Annotated in this window: 15 protein-coding genes and 1 pseudogene; 10 read left to right on the top strand and 6 right to left on the bottom strand. The window is 45.1% G+C overall.

Translation table 11 applies throughout. The annotated features are described in order from the left end of the window. Window positions 1-139: 139 nt before the first annotated feature. Complete coding sequence (locus QUB30_RS24665) at window positions 140-364, bottom strand: hypothetical protein (protein ID WP_190740045.1); 225 nt, start codon at window positions 362-364, stop codon at window positions 140-142. After that, window positions 354-941 (bottom strand): DUF4258 domain-containing protein, encoded by a 588-nt coding sequence (locus tag QUB30_RS24660; RefSeq protein WP_333338822.1) that lies wholly within the window; start codon window positions 939-941, stop codon window positions 354-356. The genes QUB30_RS24665 and QUB30_RS24660 overlap by 11 nt, the downstream gene beginning before the upstream one ends. Window positions 942-1,394: 453 nt before the next feature. Between QUB30_RS24660 and QUB30_RS24655 the strand changes: the two are divergent. Continuing rightward, window positions 1,395-1,571, top strand: a pseudogene (locus QUB30_RS24655) (ATP-binding cassette domain-containing protein); the annotation flags it as partial. Between the two features lie 103 nt (window positions 1,572-1,674). On the opposite strand, the gene QUB30_RS24650 reads toward QUB30_RS24655, so the two are convergent. Genes QUB30_RS24650 through QUB30_RS24640 form a run of 3 tightly spaced genes read right to left on the bottom strand, consistent with a single transcriptional unit; the run spans window position 1,675 to window position 3,930 of the window. Continuing rightward, window positions 1,675-1,809 (bottom strand): hypothetical protein, encoded by a 135-nt coding sequence (locus QUB30_RS24650; RefSeq protein WP_333338817.1) that lies wholly within the window; start codon window positions 1,807-1,809, stop codon window positions 1,675-1,677. A 9-nt stretch (window positions 1,810-1,818) separates the two neighbouring features. Next, complete coding sequence (locus QUB30_RS24645) at window positions 1,819-2,010, bottom strand: nucleotidyltransferase domain-containing protein (RefSeq protein ID WP_333338815.1); 192 nt, start codon at window positions 2,008-2,010, stop codon at window positions 1,819-1,821. A 21-nt stretch (window positions 2,011-2,031) separates the two neighbouring features. Next, entirely contained in the window at window positions 2,032-3,930 is a 1,899-nt protein-coding gene (locus tag QUB30_RS24640) for a M48 family metalloprotease (RefSeq protein ID WP_333338812.1), read from the bottom strand. 272 nt (window positions 3,931-4,202) lie between these two features. Here QUB30_RS24640 and QUB30_RS24635 point away from each other — a divergent pair, with 272 nt between their 5' ends. The 8 genes from QUB30_RS24635 to QUB30_RS24600 all read left to right on the top strand — a co-directional run bounded on the left by QUB30_RS24635 (window position 4,203) and on the right by QUB30_RS24600 (window position 13,160). Continuing rightward, window positions 4,203-6,125 (top strand): ABC-F family ATP-binding cassette domain-containing protein, encoded by a 1,923-nt coding sequence (locus tag QUB30_RS24635; RefSeq protein ID WP_333338809.1) that lies wholly within the window; start codon window positions 4,203-4,205, stop codon window positions 6,123-6,125. 178 nt (window positions 6,126-6,303) lie between these two features. Further along, window positions 6,304-7,422 (top strand): AAA family ATPase, encoded by a 1,119-nt coding sequence (locus QUB30_RS24630; RefSeq protein WP_333338806.1) that lies wholly within the window; start codon window positions 6,304-6,306, stop codon window positions 7,420-7,422. Further along, window positions 7,409-7,966 (top strand): hypothetical protein, encoded by a 558-nt coding sequence (locus QUB30_RS24625; RefSeq protein ID WP_333338804.1) that lies wholly within the window; start codon window positions 7,409-7,411, stop codon window positions 7,964-7,966. The genes QUB30_RS24630 and QUB30_RS24625 overlap by 14 nt, the downstream gene beginning before the upstream one ends. A 449-nt stretch (window positions 7,967-8,415) precedes the next feature. Then, window positions 8,416-9,660 carry a hypothetical protein gene (locus QUB30_RS24620; RefSeq protein ID WP_333338802.1) on the top strand — a complete coding sequence of 415 codons (1,245 nt, stop codon included), beginning with the start codon at window positions 8,416-8,418 and terminating at the stop codon, window positions 9,658-9,660. 333 nt (window positions 9,661-9,993) lie between these two features. Next, window positions 9,994-10,569, top strand: a complete 576-nt coding sequence (locus QUB30_RS24615; RefSeq protein WP_333338799.1) for a TIGR04376 family protein — start codon at window positions 9,994-9,996, stop codon at window positions 10,567-10,569. A gap of 142 nt (window positions 10,570-10,711) precedes the next feature. Beyond that, window positions 10,712-11,773, top strand: a complete 1,062-nt coding sequence (mtnA, locus tag QUB30_RS24610; protein ID WP_333338796.1) for an S-methyl-5-thioribose-1-phosphate isomerase — start codon at window positions 10,712-10,714, stop codon at window positions 11,771-11,773. Window positions 11,774-11,801: 28 nt separating this feature from the next. Then, window positions 11,802-12,299, top strand: coding sequence for a type IV pilin-like G/H family protein (locus QUB30_RS24605; RefSeq protein WP_333338793.1), 498 nt, complete (start codon window positions 11,802-11,804; stop codon window positions 12,297-12,299). Between the two features lie 3 nt (window positions 12,300-12,302). Then, window positions 12,303-13,160, top strand: a complete 858-nt coding sequence (locus QUB30_RS24600) for a rhodanese-like domain-containing protein (RefSeq protein ID WP_333338790.1) — start codon at window positions 12,303-12,305, stop codon at window positions 13,158-13,160. A gap of 117 nt (window positions 13,161-13,277) precedes the next feature. On the opposite strand, the gene QUB30_RS24595 is transcribed toward QUB30_RS24600, so the two are convergent. After that, window positions 13,278-13,625 (bottom strand): hypothetical protein, encoded by a 348-nt coding sequence (locus tag QUB30_RS24595; RefSeq protein WP_015174783.1) that lies wholly within the window; start codon window positions 13,623-13,625, stop codon window positions 13,278-13,280. Window positions 13,626-13,866: 241 nt separating this feature from the next. Between QUB30_RS24595 and QUB30_RS24590 the strand changes: the two genes are divergently transcribed. Then, a complete protein-coding gene (locus QUB30_RS24590; RefSeq protein WP_333338787.1) occupies window positions 13,867-14,787 on the top strand; it encodes a cation diffusion facilitator family transporter in 921 nt (306 codons plus the stop codon). Window positions 14,788-14,946 lie beyond the last annotated feature (159 nt).

Below are 14,946 nucleotides of genomic sequence, written 5' to 3'. Positions count from 1 at the left end.
TGACTCATATTTTTTAGGTAAACTTCCATTATAATGTAAGAGCGATCGACCAACTATTTCTTTTTGGGAGATGTCTAATTAAAATATCCACGTTACAAACCGCCAGTCTGATTAAGTCTATTATACGGCTAAGCTTTACTTACTCATGATAATTATATACAGGAGTCTCAATAATACGAACAGGATCTTCTTCATTCAGAATGAGCTGCTGCAAATGCTTGACAACGGAAGGATCAAAAAACTGTTCTCCAGTCTCCTCGTTTACACGAGAAGGTACGTTCTCAACTAAGTAGAACTTGCCGTTGAGTTGTAGTGTGTAAGTTACTCGACAATTAACTAGAAATTCTTGGTCATCATTCATCATTGCTAATATTTCGCCTCATTGTAAAGTTGTCACACCATCGATCGTGGTCAGGTTGATACACTGCGATAATTTTAATTAACTCTCGCATGGGATAACTGCATTTGACATGAATTGGTCGTTGAGCTTGGGTGAAGCCACAAATAACATAACTTGAATTATGTTTACCGTGATGGTAGTCTCTAATTAGTTGTCCATTAGCAATTGCATCTTTAATTTCATCGACTTGAATCCGATCCGTTATAGACTGGCATACAGCATAATTGGAGAACTCAAATTTATTCCTGGCGACTTTGTGGCGAATTTCCATGACAGGGTGATTGCACAAGCCCAGATGAGGAGCAAGCAACCCAAGATAAGCATAAGCCACTGGATTATCAGGATTCAACCAAAATGATAAAATAAACTCTCTCAATGCCTCATCATTGTTATTGTCTAAGTCGAGATTAAGTTTCTTTTCTGCTTGGCGAGCTGCGTGGATGGATCTAATCTGACACAAAATTATCTGAGCTAATATAGCACTTTTTAGTGGCAAAAACATATAAAGGATTAAGAGTGACTCAGGAATTCTGCGTTTCATTAAATTTATTCGTGATTTTGTTAATTAGTAGAGCGAATTGACAATACTTCGGACAGTTTTTTAACTGCCCTGTAAGCCGAGGGCGAGGAAGCCCTGCCATTTTTGACGCATTTTCTGAAACGAGTGCGCGCTTGCTCAAACGAAAGAAAAAATAGTCCAGCATATTATAGCCACTAAGGGTTTCGGAGACTCGATCAGATCTAAAACTGTCCGAAGTATTGAATTGAGCAATATCTTAATATCGAAATTTTATCCATATGGTTTTTGTTTGTCAATCCCCACTGCCGATCGCACTTCAGTCAAAGTTCACCCATTTATCAATACTTATATAGTCCGAAAAATCGAGTTCGCCCTTGTCTTGAAAAAGTTTCATCAGAATGACAGACCATATCGATGCAGCCGGACTCATCGAACTTGCGTTAAACTAAGTCAGGTAAATGACTTTCTATACAGATGACTATTTTTACTCTGCGATCGATCAAAAAAGACTTCGGCATCAAGGAACTCTTGACAGATGCCAGCTTCAGCCTCGATGAAGAGGATAAAGTCGGACTCATCCGCACCAACGGTTCCGGGAAATCCACCCTGCTGAAAATGATTGCAGGCTTGGAGTCGATCGACTCTGGCGATCGCTGAGTCAATATCGCAGACTGGGTTTTATCATCGGCCAGAAACGCTATTTTGTCCGTGTTACCTTTATATTGCAGGACTTTTTGAGCAAAAGAGGCAATGTCTAGCAAGGAAGCGCGATCGCCGTTATTTGACTACCGATAGTTTGAGCAGTAGAGAGAATTTCAGGACGGCGAATCCAGTTGGAAGTGCGATCGATCGCCCGTTTACTGATTAGATCGACTCGTCTGCTTAGCACTGATTCGAGTTATTCCTGCATTTTGGCGCGATCTAGTAAACTCCAGTCGGCTGTGGGGGCAAAAGCAACTAGGATATCGATGTCGCTGTCTGCATGAAAGTCGTCGCGAAGGATCGAACCAAAGAGGGAGAGTTCGATGATTTGCCACTGTTGGCAGAATTTTGCGATCTGGTCAATTGGTAGGGCGAGATCGGTTTTCATTCAGCCTCCTTACTCATAGCACTAACATCTAAAAAGTAAAGAGCGATCGGTCTGACAAATCTTTTTCTTGAGTTTACCAGTACCGCTGCCACTGAAAGAGATGATATAGGCTTGAGTAGGAAACTGCACATTGGTAGCGAGCAGGTGAATTAACTTTCCATCCGCATCTTCACTTTCAATCCAACCTCGTTTACGAACAATTCCTAGAACAATGAAGCGCTGTTCGGGAAAATACGTGACAACTTTCTCTACCAGATAAGCTTCTTTAACCTGCGGATAATCAGCTAGCTGCTGCTTCAATTGCTTTACCTCCGATCCTTCTAGAGTGTGAGGTTTAAATGTATCGCTATCGAGCACTCTGGATCTTTCCTGTTGACCTTTTAGCAGAAGCTGATAATGTTTATCGGCTCGAGCCCGATATCCCTCTGCTTCTTCTGTTTGACCTTGTTGCCGTAAGAAACTGTAAACTAAGTCGCAACCGTCTATGACCCAATCCATCCTTTTCACTATGGCTTTTTCAATGTAACCAATACCTGCCTTCTCAGCCTTTTGTAACAAAATTTGCCCAAGAGTGTAGTTTGCATCTGCACGATCGGGATAAATTTTTAACATATCTTGCAACAAGGGAAGCGCTGCTTCATCACCTCGCAATTCCAAGGTGTAATAGGCTCGTTCCCATAATTCTTGTTCGGTAAGTGTCTGTATTTGTGATTTTTGCTCTAAAGCTTGAAGTTCCTCCTCAGTTTTCTTTAGGTAGGAATAGCGTTGTCGCCAAGGTGTCGATACTGCTTCCTTCCACTCCTGATTGAACTCGGTAGCGAACTGTTGTAAAGCTGTTCCCAGAAGATGTTCTGCTGCACTGATTTCTATCGTCGCTGGCTGACCTAGTTTTTGTGCCTTAGCAGCCGAATAACCCAGCGATTTTAGCCGATCGGTAAGGCAGGGATGGGTGTCTGCATTATTTGTCTTTTGTGCAAGAGCCTGCTCTAACCACTGCTTGTTCTTCTCTTCAGGAATCGGACTGTGCAACACGGTCAACATTGAGGAGTAAACATTGTCTGGTGGCTCGATCTGATGTTCCACTTGCTTATTAATATCTGTCCAGAAAGAACTTTCCAGAAAACGAGCTTTTACTTCTATGTTAATGAGAGCCTCAGCCGCAGTTTTGGCTCCAGCGAGTTGAGCAGCACAGCGATCGGCTTCGTACTCATTCATCCGCGCCAGGATAAAAGAGTAAGCATTAAAAGCAGGCCAATACCAGTCCAGAAAGCGATTAAACAAAACTGCAGCCCCCTCCCTATCGCTTTGATGCAATCGTTCATAAATTTGCATCCAGGTTTTGCGCATTCGATAAATCCATGCTGCAAAGCGGGAATGGTTGCCAGAGAGATGCCCTAACTCGTGTGCCAGAACTGCTTTAAGTTGTTCCACAGACAAGGACTGCATCAAGGGAAGTCCCAAAAGTAAATAGTTTTGCTGCCAACCAAAGATACCCAACCGTGGAATTTGAACGACTCCTGCGTTGAAATCCTGATTCAACAGGATGTTATGGAATCGGGGTGTTTGAAGTTTAGTTGTCAATTCATCAACTAGGGCGAATAAGTGAGGAACTTGACGGCGATTGACTTTCAAACCTTGGGGAGGTGGGAAAGTTACCCACAGCGATCGCACAATCACCCATGCTGGAACCAGCAACAAAATAGCTAACTTGATAATGTAACCATTGATACGGTTACTGTAAACCATAAATAGGACTACTAGCCCGATTAGTGCCAATAGCCCCGCAAGTACCAGAAAAATATAGGCGTATCCTAATGTAGCCCACAGGGCAACTCGCAAGCGGTAATTCTTTGGATTGCTTTTCGAGAAGTCTTCCAGCTTTCCTACTAATGCATCAAACTGTTCCTGTGTTATTGCCATAAGGATGCAAAATTTTGAATAATATAATTAATTTACTGAACATCGCTGAGGTATGTCAAGCTTTTCTTGCTTTACTATCTCACAAAAGTAATGTACAGAAAAGTCTCCCTATTCCCTACTTGTTCTTAACATTTATTAAAATTTATATCCTCATAAAAATCGAGTTTGCCTTTGTCTTAAAGAAGTTTCATCGGAACGACAGACCATATCGATGCAGCCGGACTCGATCGAACTTGCGTTAAACTAAGTCAGGTAAATGACTTTCTATACAGATGACTATTTTTACTCTGCGATCGATCAAAAAAGACTTCGGCATCAAGGAACTCTTGACAGATGCCAGTTTCAGCCTCGATGAAGGCGATAAAGTCGGACTCATCGGCACCAACGGTTCCGGGAAATCAACCCTGCTGAAAATGATTGCAGGCTTGGAGTCGATCGACTCTGGCGATCGCTGGGTCAATCCAGGGTCTAAAATTGTTTATCTCCCCCAACAGCCGGATTTAGACGAAAATCACACTGTCTTAGAGCAAGTATTTGCTGACAGTGGCGAACAAATGGCTTTAGTGCGAGAATACGAGGAAATTTCCGCTCAACTGTCCCACGGCAAAGGCGATACCGACAAGTTGATGGCGCGTCTGTCTGCAGTGTCTGCGCGCATAGACGAGCTAGGCGCGTGGGATTTGGAAACCAAGGCAAAATTGATTTTGACCAAGTTGGGGATTCAGGATTTTGATGCGAAAATTGGCGATTTGTCCGGCGGCTACCGCAAGCGAATTGCCTTAGCAACGGCGCTATTGTCCGAGCCCGATGTGTTGCTGATGGATGAACCGACAAACCACTTGGATGCGCTGTCTGTAGAGTGGTTGCAGAACTATTTGAACGGCTATCGCGGTGCTTTGCTGCTGATTACGCACGATCGCTATTTTCTCGATCGCGTTACCAATCGCATCCTAGAGATCGATCGCGGCGACCTTTACAATTATGCTGGCAATTACGCTTATTACTTGGAGAAAAAAGCCCTAGCTGAAGAATCCGCCGCCAGCAGCGTTCGCAAACACGCGGGTGTATTGCGGCGCGAATTGGAATGGCTCAAACGCGGGCCGAAAGCGCGCAGTACCAAGCAAAAAGCGAGGATCGATCGCATTAAAGATATGCGAGCCCAGGAGTTCAAAACAGCCAACGGCAAAGTCGAAATTGCCACAGCGGGCCGCCGGATTGGTAAGAAGGTGATTGAGTTGCTGAATATCTGTAAAGCTTACGGCGATCGCACTTTAATTAAAGATTTTACCTACAATTTCACACCCGAAGACCGGATAGGAATTATTGGTAGCAACGGTGCGGGAAAATCGACGCTGATGGATATCATCACCGGACGCATTCAGCCGGATTCGGGTACTGTCGAAATTGGGACAACCATTCATATCGGTTATTTTGACCAGCATTCAGAGGATTTGACGCCGAACGAAGACCAGCGAGTTATTGAATACTTGAAAAGTGTGGCCGAGTTGGTGCAAACGGCGGATGGGGAAATCATTACCGCTTCTCAAATGTTGGAAAAGTTTCTGTTTCCACCCAACCAACAGTATGCACCGATCAACAAACTTTCGGGCGGGGAAAAGCGCCGGTTATTTCTGTTGAAAGTGCTGATGAGCGCGCCGAACGTGCTGATTTTGGACGAACCGACAAACGACCTTGACGTGCAGACTTTGGCGGTTTTGGAAGATTATCTCGAAGATTTTAACGGCTGCGTGATTGTGGTGTCCCACGATCGCTATTTTCTCGATCGTACCATTGACATGGTTTTCGCCTTGGAACCGGGCGGGAATTTGCGCTTGTATCCCGGCAATTATTCGGTGTATTTAGACTACAAGAAAGCCGAAGAAGCCAAGGAAATCAAAGGACAAAAAGAAAAAGAAAAACTTACACGCCCCGCTGAATCTAACAATTCAAAATCCCAAAGCTCCACTCAAAAATCTACCAAAGTTTCCTTTAATGATAAGCGGGAATACGAACAATTAGAAACTCAAATTCCGAAGATGGAAGCTGAAAAAGAAGACATTGAGAAGATTTTGTCTAACAATGCTCCGAGCGGGTTTTCAGAGATGAAGAAGTTATCGGAGCGTTTGGCTCAGTTGACGCAGGAGATCGATCGTGCGACTGAGCGCTGGTTGGAATTGGCGGAACGGGTGGGTTAATTTGGCTTATCCGAGTGTGGTGTTTAGCTCCTGTTAACAATGACAGGAGCTATAGCAATTCTTGCAGGAGTCGTAAATTTTTTACCCCACCCCAACCCTCCCCTTGGTAAGGGGAGGGAGTAAGAAATTCACAAATGATTTAGGATTGCTATAGAGGAATTATGAGTGAAAAAATCCCATGCTGAAACGAATATATATTGACAATTTTCGCTGTTTGGTAAATTTTGAACTAGATCTTGATGCAATTAATCTATTTCTGGGCTCTAACGGGTCGGGTAAATCCACAGTTTTTGAAGTCTTGCAGAAAATCCAAGCATTTGTCAGCGGCGACAGTAAGGTAGAAGGAATTTTCAAACCTGCGGACTGCACCCGCTGGCAAACTTTACAAATTCAGCGTTTCGAGCTAGAAATTCTGGGTAATGGCGGCTGCTACACATATGAATTAGGAATTGAGCACAATCGAGATAAATGTCGTGTTGGGTACGAGCGTCTGTTCTTTGATAACCAGCCTTTACTAAAATTTGAATTAGGCGAAGTTCAACTCTATCGAGATAATCATTCACCGGGTCCGCAATACCAGTTTGACTGGTCGCAATCTATGCTACCTTCATTAATGCCAAGAAACGACAACACGAAGTTAACTTGGTTTAGAGAACGGATGGCGCGATTTATCATCGTGCAAGTTGTACCCAGCTTGATGGTTGATGAAAGTAGCCAAGAACAAATGCGTTTGACTCCTAAGATGAAAAATTTTGTTTCTTGGTATCGCTACTTATCGGAAGACCAAGGTAAAATTGCTGAAATTGGGAATATTTTAAGAGAAGTTTTGGATGGATTCACGAATTTTAAGTTTGAGCGAGTAAGCGAAGATAATTTGGTGTTAAAACTGCGCTTTTCAGGAGAAACAGATAACAGCAAGCCAATTGAATATCGTCTGGGAGAATTGTCAGACGGACAAAAAACCTTAGTTGCTTTATACGCGCTGATTTACGGTACAAAATCTGAAGACTATACCTTGTGGATTGATGAACCGGAAAACTTTTTAGCATTGCCAGAAATTCAACCCTGGCTGATTGAGCTTTATGACCTTTGTAGCGAGGGAAAACTTCAAGCATTACTAATTTCTCACCATCCTGAGTTAATTAACTATCTTTTAGCTTCACCGATTGGCTATTGGTTTGAGCGTCAAAGCAATGCTGCTGTTAGAGTCAAACGAATTAGCGATAAAGTAGCTGACAATTCTGGCTTGACAGTTTCTGAACTAATTGCACGGGGGTGGTTGAATGAGCCAGCGTAGAGTTCAGATTGTCATTCTCTGCGAGGACAGACAGCAGGAGGTTTTTGCGCGTTATTTCCTAGAAAAGCGAGGTTTTAGAGGTCCATTTCGGCCTAAAATATGTCCGCCCGGTAGCCAATCTGGAGAACAGTATGTACGCACTGAGTATCCGAAGGAAGTGAAAGCTTATCGCCAGAATAAAAACCGGGTGGCGATTGGATTAGTTGTGTTAATTGATGCAGATACGGGTACGCTGGCAGCAAGACTTAATTGGTTAGCTAGTGTGCTTGATGAACATAAGCAGGAAAATAGGAAACCGAATGAAGCGATCGCGATTTTTGTTCCCAAGCGCAATATAGAGACTTGGATACACTATTTGCAGCGAGAAACTGTGAATGAAGAGGATGCTTATGCAAAATTTGAGAAAAATGAAGCTGCTTGCAAAACCGCTGTTGAGGATTTAGCCGATCGATGTTATTCTCAGAGCTTACCAGAAGATGCGCCGCCATCGCTTCAGGCAGCTTGTGGGGAATTACAGCGGTTGTTACCGCTGTTGCAGCCATGAGTTATGAAAAAATCTGCAACCTGTTATTACTGTCAAGCAAACTGACTAACAAACTTAAGACAGGTAAAAGTCTGAAATCCTTGTTAAAGCTGCAATGCGATCGGAAACTGCAGCAAAAAACCCGCTTTTTTTGCGATCGCCTCAAGTAAAGCTGTGTGTCAAAAACTGCAAAGCCCCGGAGGGTGGGGTTGACAAAAGCAGTAGAATATGCACTAAAAGTCAGGGTAAGCAAGTAAGACTGGCAGCAGAAAACAGGGGCGAAAAGGCCCAAAACAGGTAAAACAAAAGTCGATCGGGCAAAGTAAGTTGGCCGAGGACTAAAAATATGGTGATGGGTGAGATACAATTGACCTGTTCTGAGCCAAAAATTGTAAATATCACAAGTATCCTGTAGAAGTCTGAAGTTGAGAATCTCAGGGTTGTCGAGGAGCGGGAGCAAACAGAAAACTATGCCTCAAAAAGTAATCGCCAAACAGATGTCTTTGGAATCATCAGCGTCCGATCCGATCGCCGTGGTTGCGACCGTCGAAACAGTGCCAGCCGAAGCAGTGGCAGTAGAGTCCTACGCCGATAGGTTGATGGACGAACTGTTTGAAGGAGTCGATCGAGCATTCGACGGTAGCGGCGGACTGCCATCCGAGCCCGTGCAGCCAGAATTCGTGGCGCTCAAGTCGATCTCGGTACCTCAAATAGTTTTGTCGCAGTTGGCACCCCAGCCGCAGCCAGCCGAAAAAGATGTAGAAGCGATCGCCCGCCAAGTCGCCCTAGAAACAGCCAAAAAACAGCAGTCCAAACAATCATTCGACAGAATCCTGCTGGGAGCAGCATTTGGGTCGCTGCTGCTAGTCATGGGGTTGTGGCTCGCAAGCAGGTCGGGACTGGTGCGCTTGCCCGCCGCCCCTGCACCAGAGACGCCGACAGCAAGTGGCAAAACAGCACCAGACACCAAGTTTGTCGAATACGTGCAGCGCTCGCTAGAAGCGATCGAACAAAAAAAAGCACCCCAGGCTAACCCCCAACTTGCGGGAGTTCCGGGAGTTGCTACCCCAGGGACGCTGCCGAGCATTCCAATTTCCGGCGCGCCTCCGGCAACCGCAGGTCTTTCGACAGCAGTCAACCGCATTGCTAATGCCCTAGAACAAGCTGCCGCCCAGCCGGGAGCACCAGCACCCCAAGTCGTAGTCATCCCTCCCCCCGCTCAGGTGACTGTGGCTCCGGCTGCTCCGGTAGCTGCTGCTCCGGTAGCTGCTGCTCCGGCTGCTCCGGCTGCTCCTCAAACCGCCGCAGTTTCCCCATCGCCGGCGGCTCCAGCCTCCGGTCGCGCGATCGCCGCCGCGGGCTCTAGAACTCCCCTCGCCGCTTCCCCTTCGCCCTCGGAGTCTCCCGAGCCGAAGATTTTGGCTCGCGAAACCGAACCGGCACCAGCGCCCGCAGCCCCGGAAGCAGCGCCCGCCCCCCAGCAACCAGCACCAGCCCTCAGCAGCGCCCCGACTTCCGCGCACACGCTGGTAGGGATTTTGGAGTTGGGCGATCGATCGGCCGCTTTGTTTGAAGTAGACGGCGTAGCCCGCAGAATTTATGTTGGCGAAAGCATTGGCGCTAGCGGTTGGACTCTGGCAGAAATCAAAAATCAAGAAGCTGTTATCCGCAAGGGAGGAGATGTGCGATCGGTTTTTGTCGGCCAAAAGTTCTAATCAGTCATCAGTTATGAGTCATTAGTCATCACTCATTAGTTATGACTTAGGTCATCGGTAATCAGTAATGGGCAGCGATCGGGCTGTACCTCACGAGCAGTGAAAACAGTTATAATATAGGAACCGCCAAGACTTCTTAATTGTTGAAACCATTGCTCTTATTGCTTCTTCCTTCTATCCGTTAAATCGCTTCCCCATTCGTTACCGAACTTTCTTCTGCTATAACTAACAACTCAGGATCGATCGTCGATCGCCAGTGACTAAGAACCAATGACTAATAACTAATGACTAATAACTAATGACCCATGACTAATGACTCAGGACTTATAAAAAATGGGCTTATTTGATGATTTCAGCCGATTCCTAGAAACCCGATTAGAAGAATTTTTACGCAGCAATCCCCATCTGGAATTGCAGGCAATAGAAGAACAACTGAAGGAACAAGAAGAAGACACTCTGCGGCTGATTCTCGATATCCAAAAACAAGAGAAAAAACTGCAAGCAGAAATTCTCTCCGCCGCTCAAGAAATTCAGCGCTGGAACGATCGAGCCAACAAAGCTAAAGCTGCTCAAAGGCTCGATTTAGCTCAAGCCGCCCAAGAGCGGCAAGCAGCTTTGCTGCGTCAGGGAAATCAGCGCTGGGGTCAAATGCAAGGCTGCAAAGAACGGATTGAAAAAGCAAAAGAACTGTACCGCCAAATTCAAGTAAGGAGAAAAGAAGTCCGAGCAAAAGCAGCCGAAGCTGCAACTCGCACTACCGTTAAAACAGAGCCAAATTGGGATACAAAGGGTTGGAATCAGAGTTCAAATTACAACAGTTTTAATGCAGCAGATCCTTTAGAAGAAAAGTTTCAACGCTGGGAAGCAGACGAAGAACTCGATCGAATGAAGCGGAATATAGGCCGATAGTTACGAAAGCATCCGCATCCTTTAGGGACGAGTTTACCCAAAACTCGAATTCCCCGTGCACATATTCGTAAACCCTCATAACATAGAGGAATAGTCGCCTTCATGGCATCATAGAAACTTGTCCCTCACATAATTGAAATCGATGACCGCTCAAAACCCCTCCGTTTCGCCCGTCACTTGGCAAGAAGACCGAGTTCTGCTAATTGACCAAAACCGACTGCCGAAAGAATACGGTGTAGTCGAAATTAGCCGCTGCGAAGATATGGCTGAGGCGATTAAAACTATGATAGTCCGAGGTGCTCCGGCGATCGGGGTAGCAGCAGCTTACGGGATGTATTTGGGGGCGCGAGAAATCGACACGGGCGATCGTACCGAATTTCTCGCTAAATTAGAACAAGTTGGCGAGTTATTGCGTTCCACCCGTCCCACAGCAGTTAATTTGTTTTGGGCAATATCGCGAATGCTCAAAACAGCCGAGAAAACTAGCGGTTCTGTCGAACAAGTGCAAAAAACTTTGTTAGAAATGGCTAAAACCATTCAAGCCGAAGATTTGCAAACTTGTAAAGATATCGGCGACAAAGGTTTAGAAGTTCTGCCCGCTACACCCGAAAAATTGAACTTACTAACTCACTGCAATGCAGGTGCGTTGGCAACGGCAGGCTACGGTACTGCCTTAGGTGTATTTCGTTCTGCTTGGCGAGAAGGAAGACTCGGAAGAGTTTTTGCAGACGAAACTCGGCCCCGTCTCCAAGGTGCAAAACTGACCACTTGGGAATGCGTGCAAGAAGGAATTCCCGTCACATTAATAGCAGACAATATGGCCGCTCACTGTATGAAACTCGGCATGATTCACGCAGTAGTTGTCGGTGCAGACAGAATCGCTGCTAACGGCGACGCCGCCAATAAAATTGGCACTTACAGTTTAGCAATTGTTGCCAAAGCTCACAACGTTCCGTTTTTTGTCGCCGCTCCTCTGTCAACAATTGATTTTGAACTTTCCGACGGCAGTAAAATCCCCATTGAAGAACGCGATCCAGTGGAAATGTATCAAGTTGGAACTACGCGAATTTGTCCTGTGGGAGTAGAATTTTACAATCCCGCTTTTGACGTGACTCCGGCGGAATTAATATCGGGAATAATCACAGAACACGGCACGGTTGCTCCTGGGGCGTTGAAACAGTTTCAGGCAAAACAATTAGTTTAATTATATGTTTCTCAACTGCTCATTCCACATGGTTTCTGTGAAATTAAGCAGGATTTATAGCAGCAGCAACTGGCAGCTCAAAGTTGCGATCGCAGCTCTAACTCTGCCAGTTGTTTTCAGTACAGTCTCGCAAGCTCAAGTCTCACCAACGCTTAAAGCTAAGGAATCACAAGCGAAAAAATTTGTGGGTTCGATGAATAAAGCCCAGCAAGTTTACTATGCTGAAAAAGCAGGTTTTACAAGTTCTGTTTCCAATCTATTGGTTTATATGGGCCTCCAAATTAAACCTAACGCAGCCAACTACAGCTACTCGATCGGCATGGTGAAAAAAGGTGCTGTATTTAACTACGGAGTATCGAAGCAAGCTAATCTCAAAAGTTTTGTGGGGGGAGTCTTTTTGGTGGGAAACAAGACCCAAACAATCTTGTGTATAAATGCTGCTCCTGGCAAGACTAAACCAGCTAATCCAACTAATACCAAAGGGGTTTTAGCCTGCGGTGCTAATACAGCCCAAGTTACTCAATAAATTATGTCTAATTTACTGGGTAATTTAGCAGATAACTGGATAGTAAATGCTGATTTAGCTAAGCAATTGCTGGAACAAGAAGCTACTTTACTAGATGCTCGCGCACCCATTTTAAAGTGGTTTTGCCGTCTCCCACCAGCTATTCCCGTAAGTTGGCAGGAATTGTCGCGTTCCGACTTTCCCCACAAGGGAAAAATTATCGAAAATAACACAGTTTTAACTCAAAAACTGCAAGCAATTGGTATTTGTCAAGACAAACCTGTGATAGTGGTTGCCGATTCTGTGAAAGGGTGGGGCGAAGACGGAAGGATTGTTTGGATGCTGCGGACTTTGGGACACGAAAAAGCTGTTTTTGTCGATGGAGGATATCGAGCTTTAATCAAAGCTGGAATTTCTCAAGTAAAACCTGCAAACAATCCACCGAAAACAGGAGATTTTGTAATATCTCGCCGCTCGAATTGGGAAATTAAACAGGATGATTTAAAAGCTATTTTAGGAGATGCTAATTTAGCAGTTATTGACGCCAGAGAGCCGCGAGAATATGCAGGTAAAACGCCTTACGGAGAAAAGCGCGGCGGCCACATTCCCGGTGCGGTTCACCTCTATTACAAACAATTAATGAACAAACAGGGAAAACTGCTGGATCGCGGGGAAATTGTCGCTATTTTGCAGCAAAAAAGAGTTTCGCAGTCAACTCAAATTGTGAGTTATTGTACTGGGGGAATTCGCTCTGCATGGTTGACTTGTGTCTTGACAAATGTGGGATTTAATGCTAAGAATTATGCAGGTTCTATGTGGGAATGGTCGGCTTCGCCTGCCGATAGCTATCCTTTGTCAGTAATCCTTTCACGGGCGGGCTAGAAGCCCACCCCACAAGAAAATTTAATGTTTGTGGAACAGGCCGGAAAGCCTGTTCTTGAGAATGGTATCTGAACTCAGATTCAACCTATTAACTACAAACGATCGAGGTTGAGAATCTCAACCGACTTGTTCGATATACTGAGCGAGATCGTCGCGCAGGCGGCTGAGTTCGGCTTCGGTGGTGACGCGCACGCGATCGTCCCTAACCGTAATCAGCACTTTCGCAGCAAAAGGAGTTGGCCAGATATTCGGGTTGCAGAAAACTTCCAAAAAGACATCCCCTGCATAGCGATATTCCATCGGTTTTTGGGGAGAAGCTTTAGCGCCAGCGGTTTTGGCTGCTACAGCTTTCAAGCTTTCCATCAAAGCTGCAATTTCGCTTTGCAAATCCCGCGCGGCTTGCGGGGAAAAGCTAAAGGAGACAGAACCTTCGACTAAATTCAGTGTCAGCGGAGAAAGAGACATGGGCAATGAAATTTAACATACGATTGTTAATGATAAAAAATATAGTAACCCAAAAGAAGTACATTCCAGCTCAATTGGACTGCGAAACTGGTATTAATTAAAAATTGTCTCAAGAAGCTAGGCTAAATTAATGAATATAAATCTAGTCGCAAGCTTGATTCAGCAATAGTTTTAACCTTTTATGACTTGATAAGCTTTAAACTAGAAGTCAGAAAACTTGACGGCCGATAGAGGAGATTTTATGGTTGCCGATAACCGTTCCGAAGTCCGCAAGGTTTTAATAATTACTTTATTGCTAAATTTGCTGGTGATGGCAATTAAAGCAGCCGTGGGATGGCTGACTGGTTCCCTCAGTTTGCTGGCAGATGCTTTGCACAGCGTCACAGACAGCGCTAATAATATTTTAGGATTGGTAACTAATCATTATGCCAACCCACAGCCCGATCGCGATCATCCCTACGGGCACCAAAAATTTGATGCTCTCGGAGCTCTGGGAATTGCTGCTTTTCTGGGAATTGCCTGTTTTGAAATTCTCAGCGGTGCTGTCGAAAGGCTAATTAACGGGGGTAAAGTTGTCAAAATATCCCCAAATGAACTGTGGATTTTGCTGATTGTACTGGGAATTAATATTTTTGTCACTTTTTACGAGCGCAGAGTTGGCAAACGTCTCGGTAGCGCGATTTTGGTGGCTGACGCTAAGCACACGATGAGCGATGTTTGGGTGACAATTATGGTCATCGGCGGGTTGATTGGTGTTTGGCAAGGGCAGGTTTGGAATATACCTCAATTACAATCCCTGGATGTGTTTTTGTCTTTTCCTGTGGCTGTTTTGGTATTTAGCAGCGGTTGGAAGGTTTTAACAGAAAATCTGCCTTGGTTGGTGGATGAAATGGCGATCGCACCGGAAGTTATTCACGCGATCGCGATCGATGTACCGGGGGTTGTCAACTGTCACTCGATCGCCTCCCGTGGCGTTGTAGGGCGTCAAGTATTTATTGATATGCACATGATTGTGGATGCTGTCGATGTAGAAACTGCTCACCGGATTACAGAAGAAGTAGAAGCCCGTTTGGAACAACGTTTCAGCCCTGTACGCATCTTAATTCACGTTGAGCCGCCTGCTTACCATTCCGACCAAATTAGCTACGATTCTGAAAAATGAAGGCACAACCAGTGATTTTGACACGGATACACGGATTAATTGAAGAATCGGGAAAGTATTTTTACTTACCGCAATTCCTCCAATTTTTTAAATCCTATCAATCGGGTTAGAGCGATCGCACTTAATTGAGTGGCAGTTTTCCACAGGAAAAAGGGGTTT

This window comes from Microcoleus sp. BROC3, from assembly GCF_036702515.1.
In the GTDB taxonomy this organism is placed as follows: Bacteria; Cyanobacteriota; Cyanobacteriia; order Cyanobacteriales; family Microcoleaceae; genus Microcoleus.
The sequence above is the reverse complement of the archived record's forward strand: the minus strand, read 5'-3'. Positions and strand labels throughout refer to the sequence as shown.

Excerpts from the sequence above, each read along its gene's own strand:
- QUB30_RS24665 (WP_190740045.1), bottom strand. The coding sequence starts at position 364 with ATGATGAATGATGACCAAGAATTTCTAGTTAATTGTCGAGTAACTTAC.
- QUB30_RS24660 (WP_333338822.1), bottom strand. The coding sequence starts at position 941 with ATGAAACGCAGAATTCCTGAGTCACTCTTAATCCTTTATATGTTTTTG.
- QUB30_RS24645 (WP_333338815.1), bottom strand. The coding sequence starts at position 2,010 with ATGAAAACCGATCTCGCCCTACCAATTGACCAGATCGCAAAATTCTGC.
- QUB30_RS24640 (WP_333338812.1), bottom strand. The coding sequence starts at position 3,930 with ATGGCAATAACACAGGAACAGTTTGATGCATTAGTAGGAAAGCTGGAA.
- QUB30_RS24635 (WP_333338809.1), top strand. The coding sequence starts at position 4,203 with ATGACTATTTTTACTCTGCGATCGATCAAAAAAGACTTCGGCATCAAG.
- QUB30_RS24630 (WP_333338806.1), top strand. The coding sequence starts at position 6,304 with ATGCTGAAACGAATATATATTGACAATTTTCGCTGTTTGGTAAATTTT.
- QUB30_RS24625 (WP_333338804.1), top strand. The coding sequence starts at position 7,409 with ATGAGCCAGCGTAGAGTTCAGATTGTCATTCTCTGCGAGGACAGACAG.
- QUB30_RS24620 (WP_333338802.1), top strand. The coding sequence starts at position 8,416 with ATGCCTCAAAAAGTAATCGCCAAACAGATGTCTTTGGAATCATCAGCG.
- QUB30_RS24615 (WP_333338799.1), top strand. The coding sequence starts at position 9,994 with ATGGGCTTATTTGATGATTTCAGCCGATTCCTAGAAACCCGATTAGAA.
- mtnA (WP_333338796.1), top strand. The coding sequence starts at position 10,712 with ATGACCGCTCAAAACCCCTCCGTTTCGCCCGTCACTTGGCAAGAAGAC.
- QUB30_RS24605 (WP_333338793.1), top strand. The coding sequence starts at position 11,802 with ATGGTTTCTGTGAAATTAAGCAGGATTTATAGCAGCAGCAACTGGCAG.
- QUB30_RS24600 (WP_333338790.1), top strand. The coding sequence starts at position 12,303 with ATGTCTAATTTACTGGGTAATTTAGCAGATAACTGGATAGTAAATGCT.
- QUB30_RS24595 (WP_015174783.1), bottom strand. The coding sequence starts at position 13,625 with ATGTCTCTTTCTCCGCTGACACTGAATTTAGTCGAAGGTTCTGTCTCC.
- QUB30_RS24590 (WP_333338787.1), top strand. The coding sequence starts at position 13,867 with ATGGTTGCCGATAACCGTTCCGAAGTCCGCAAGGTTTTAATAATTACT.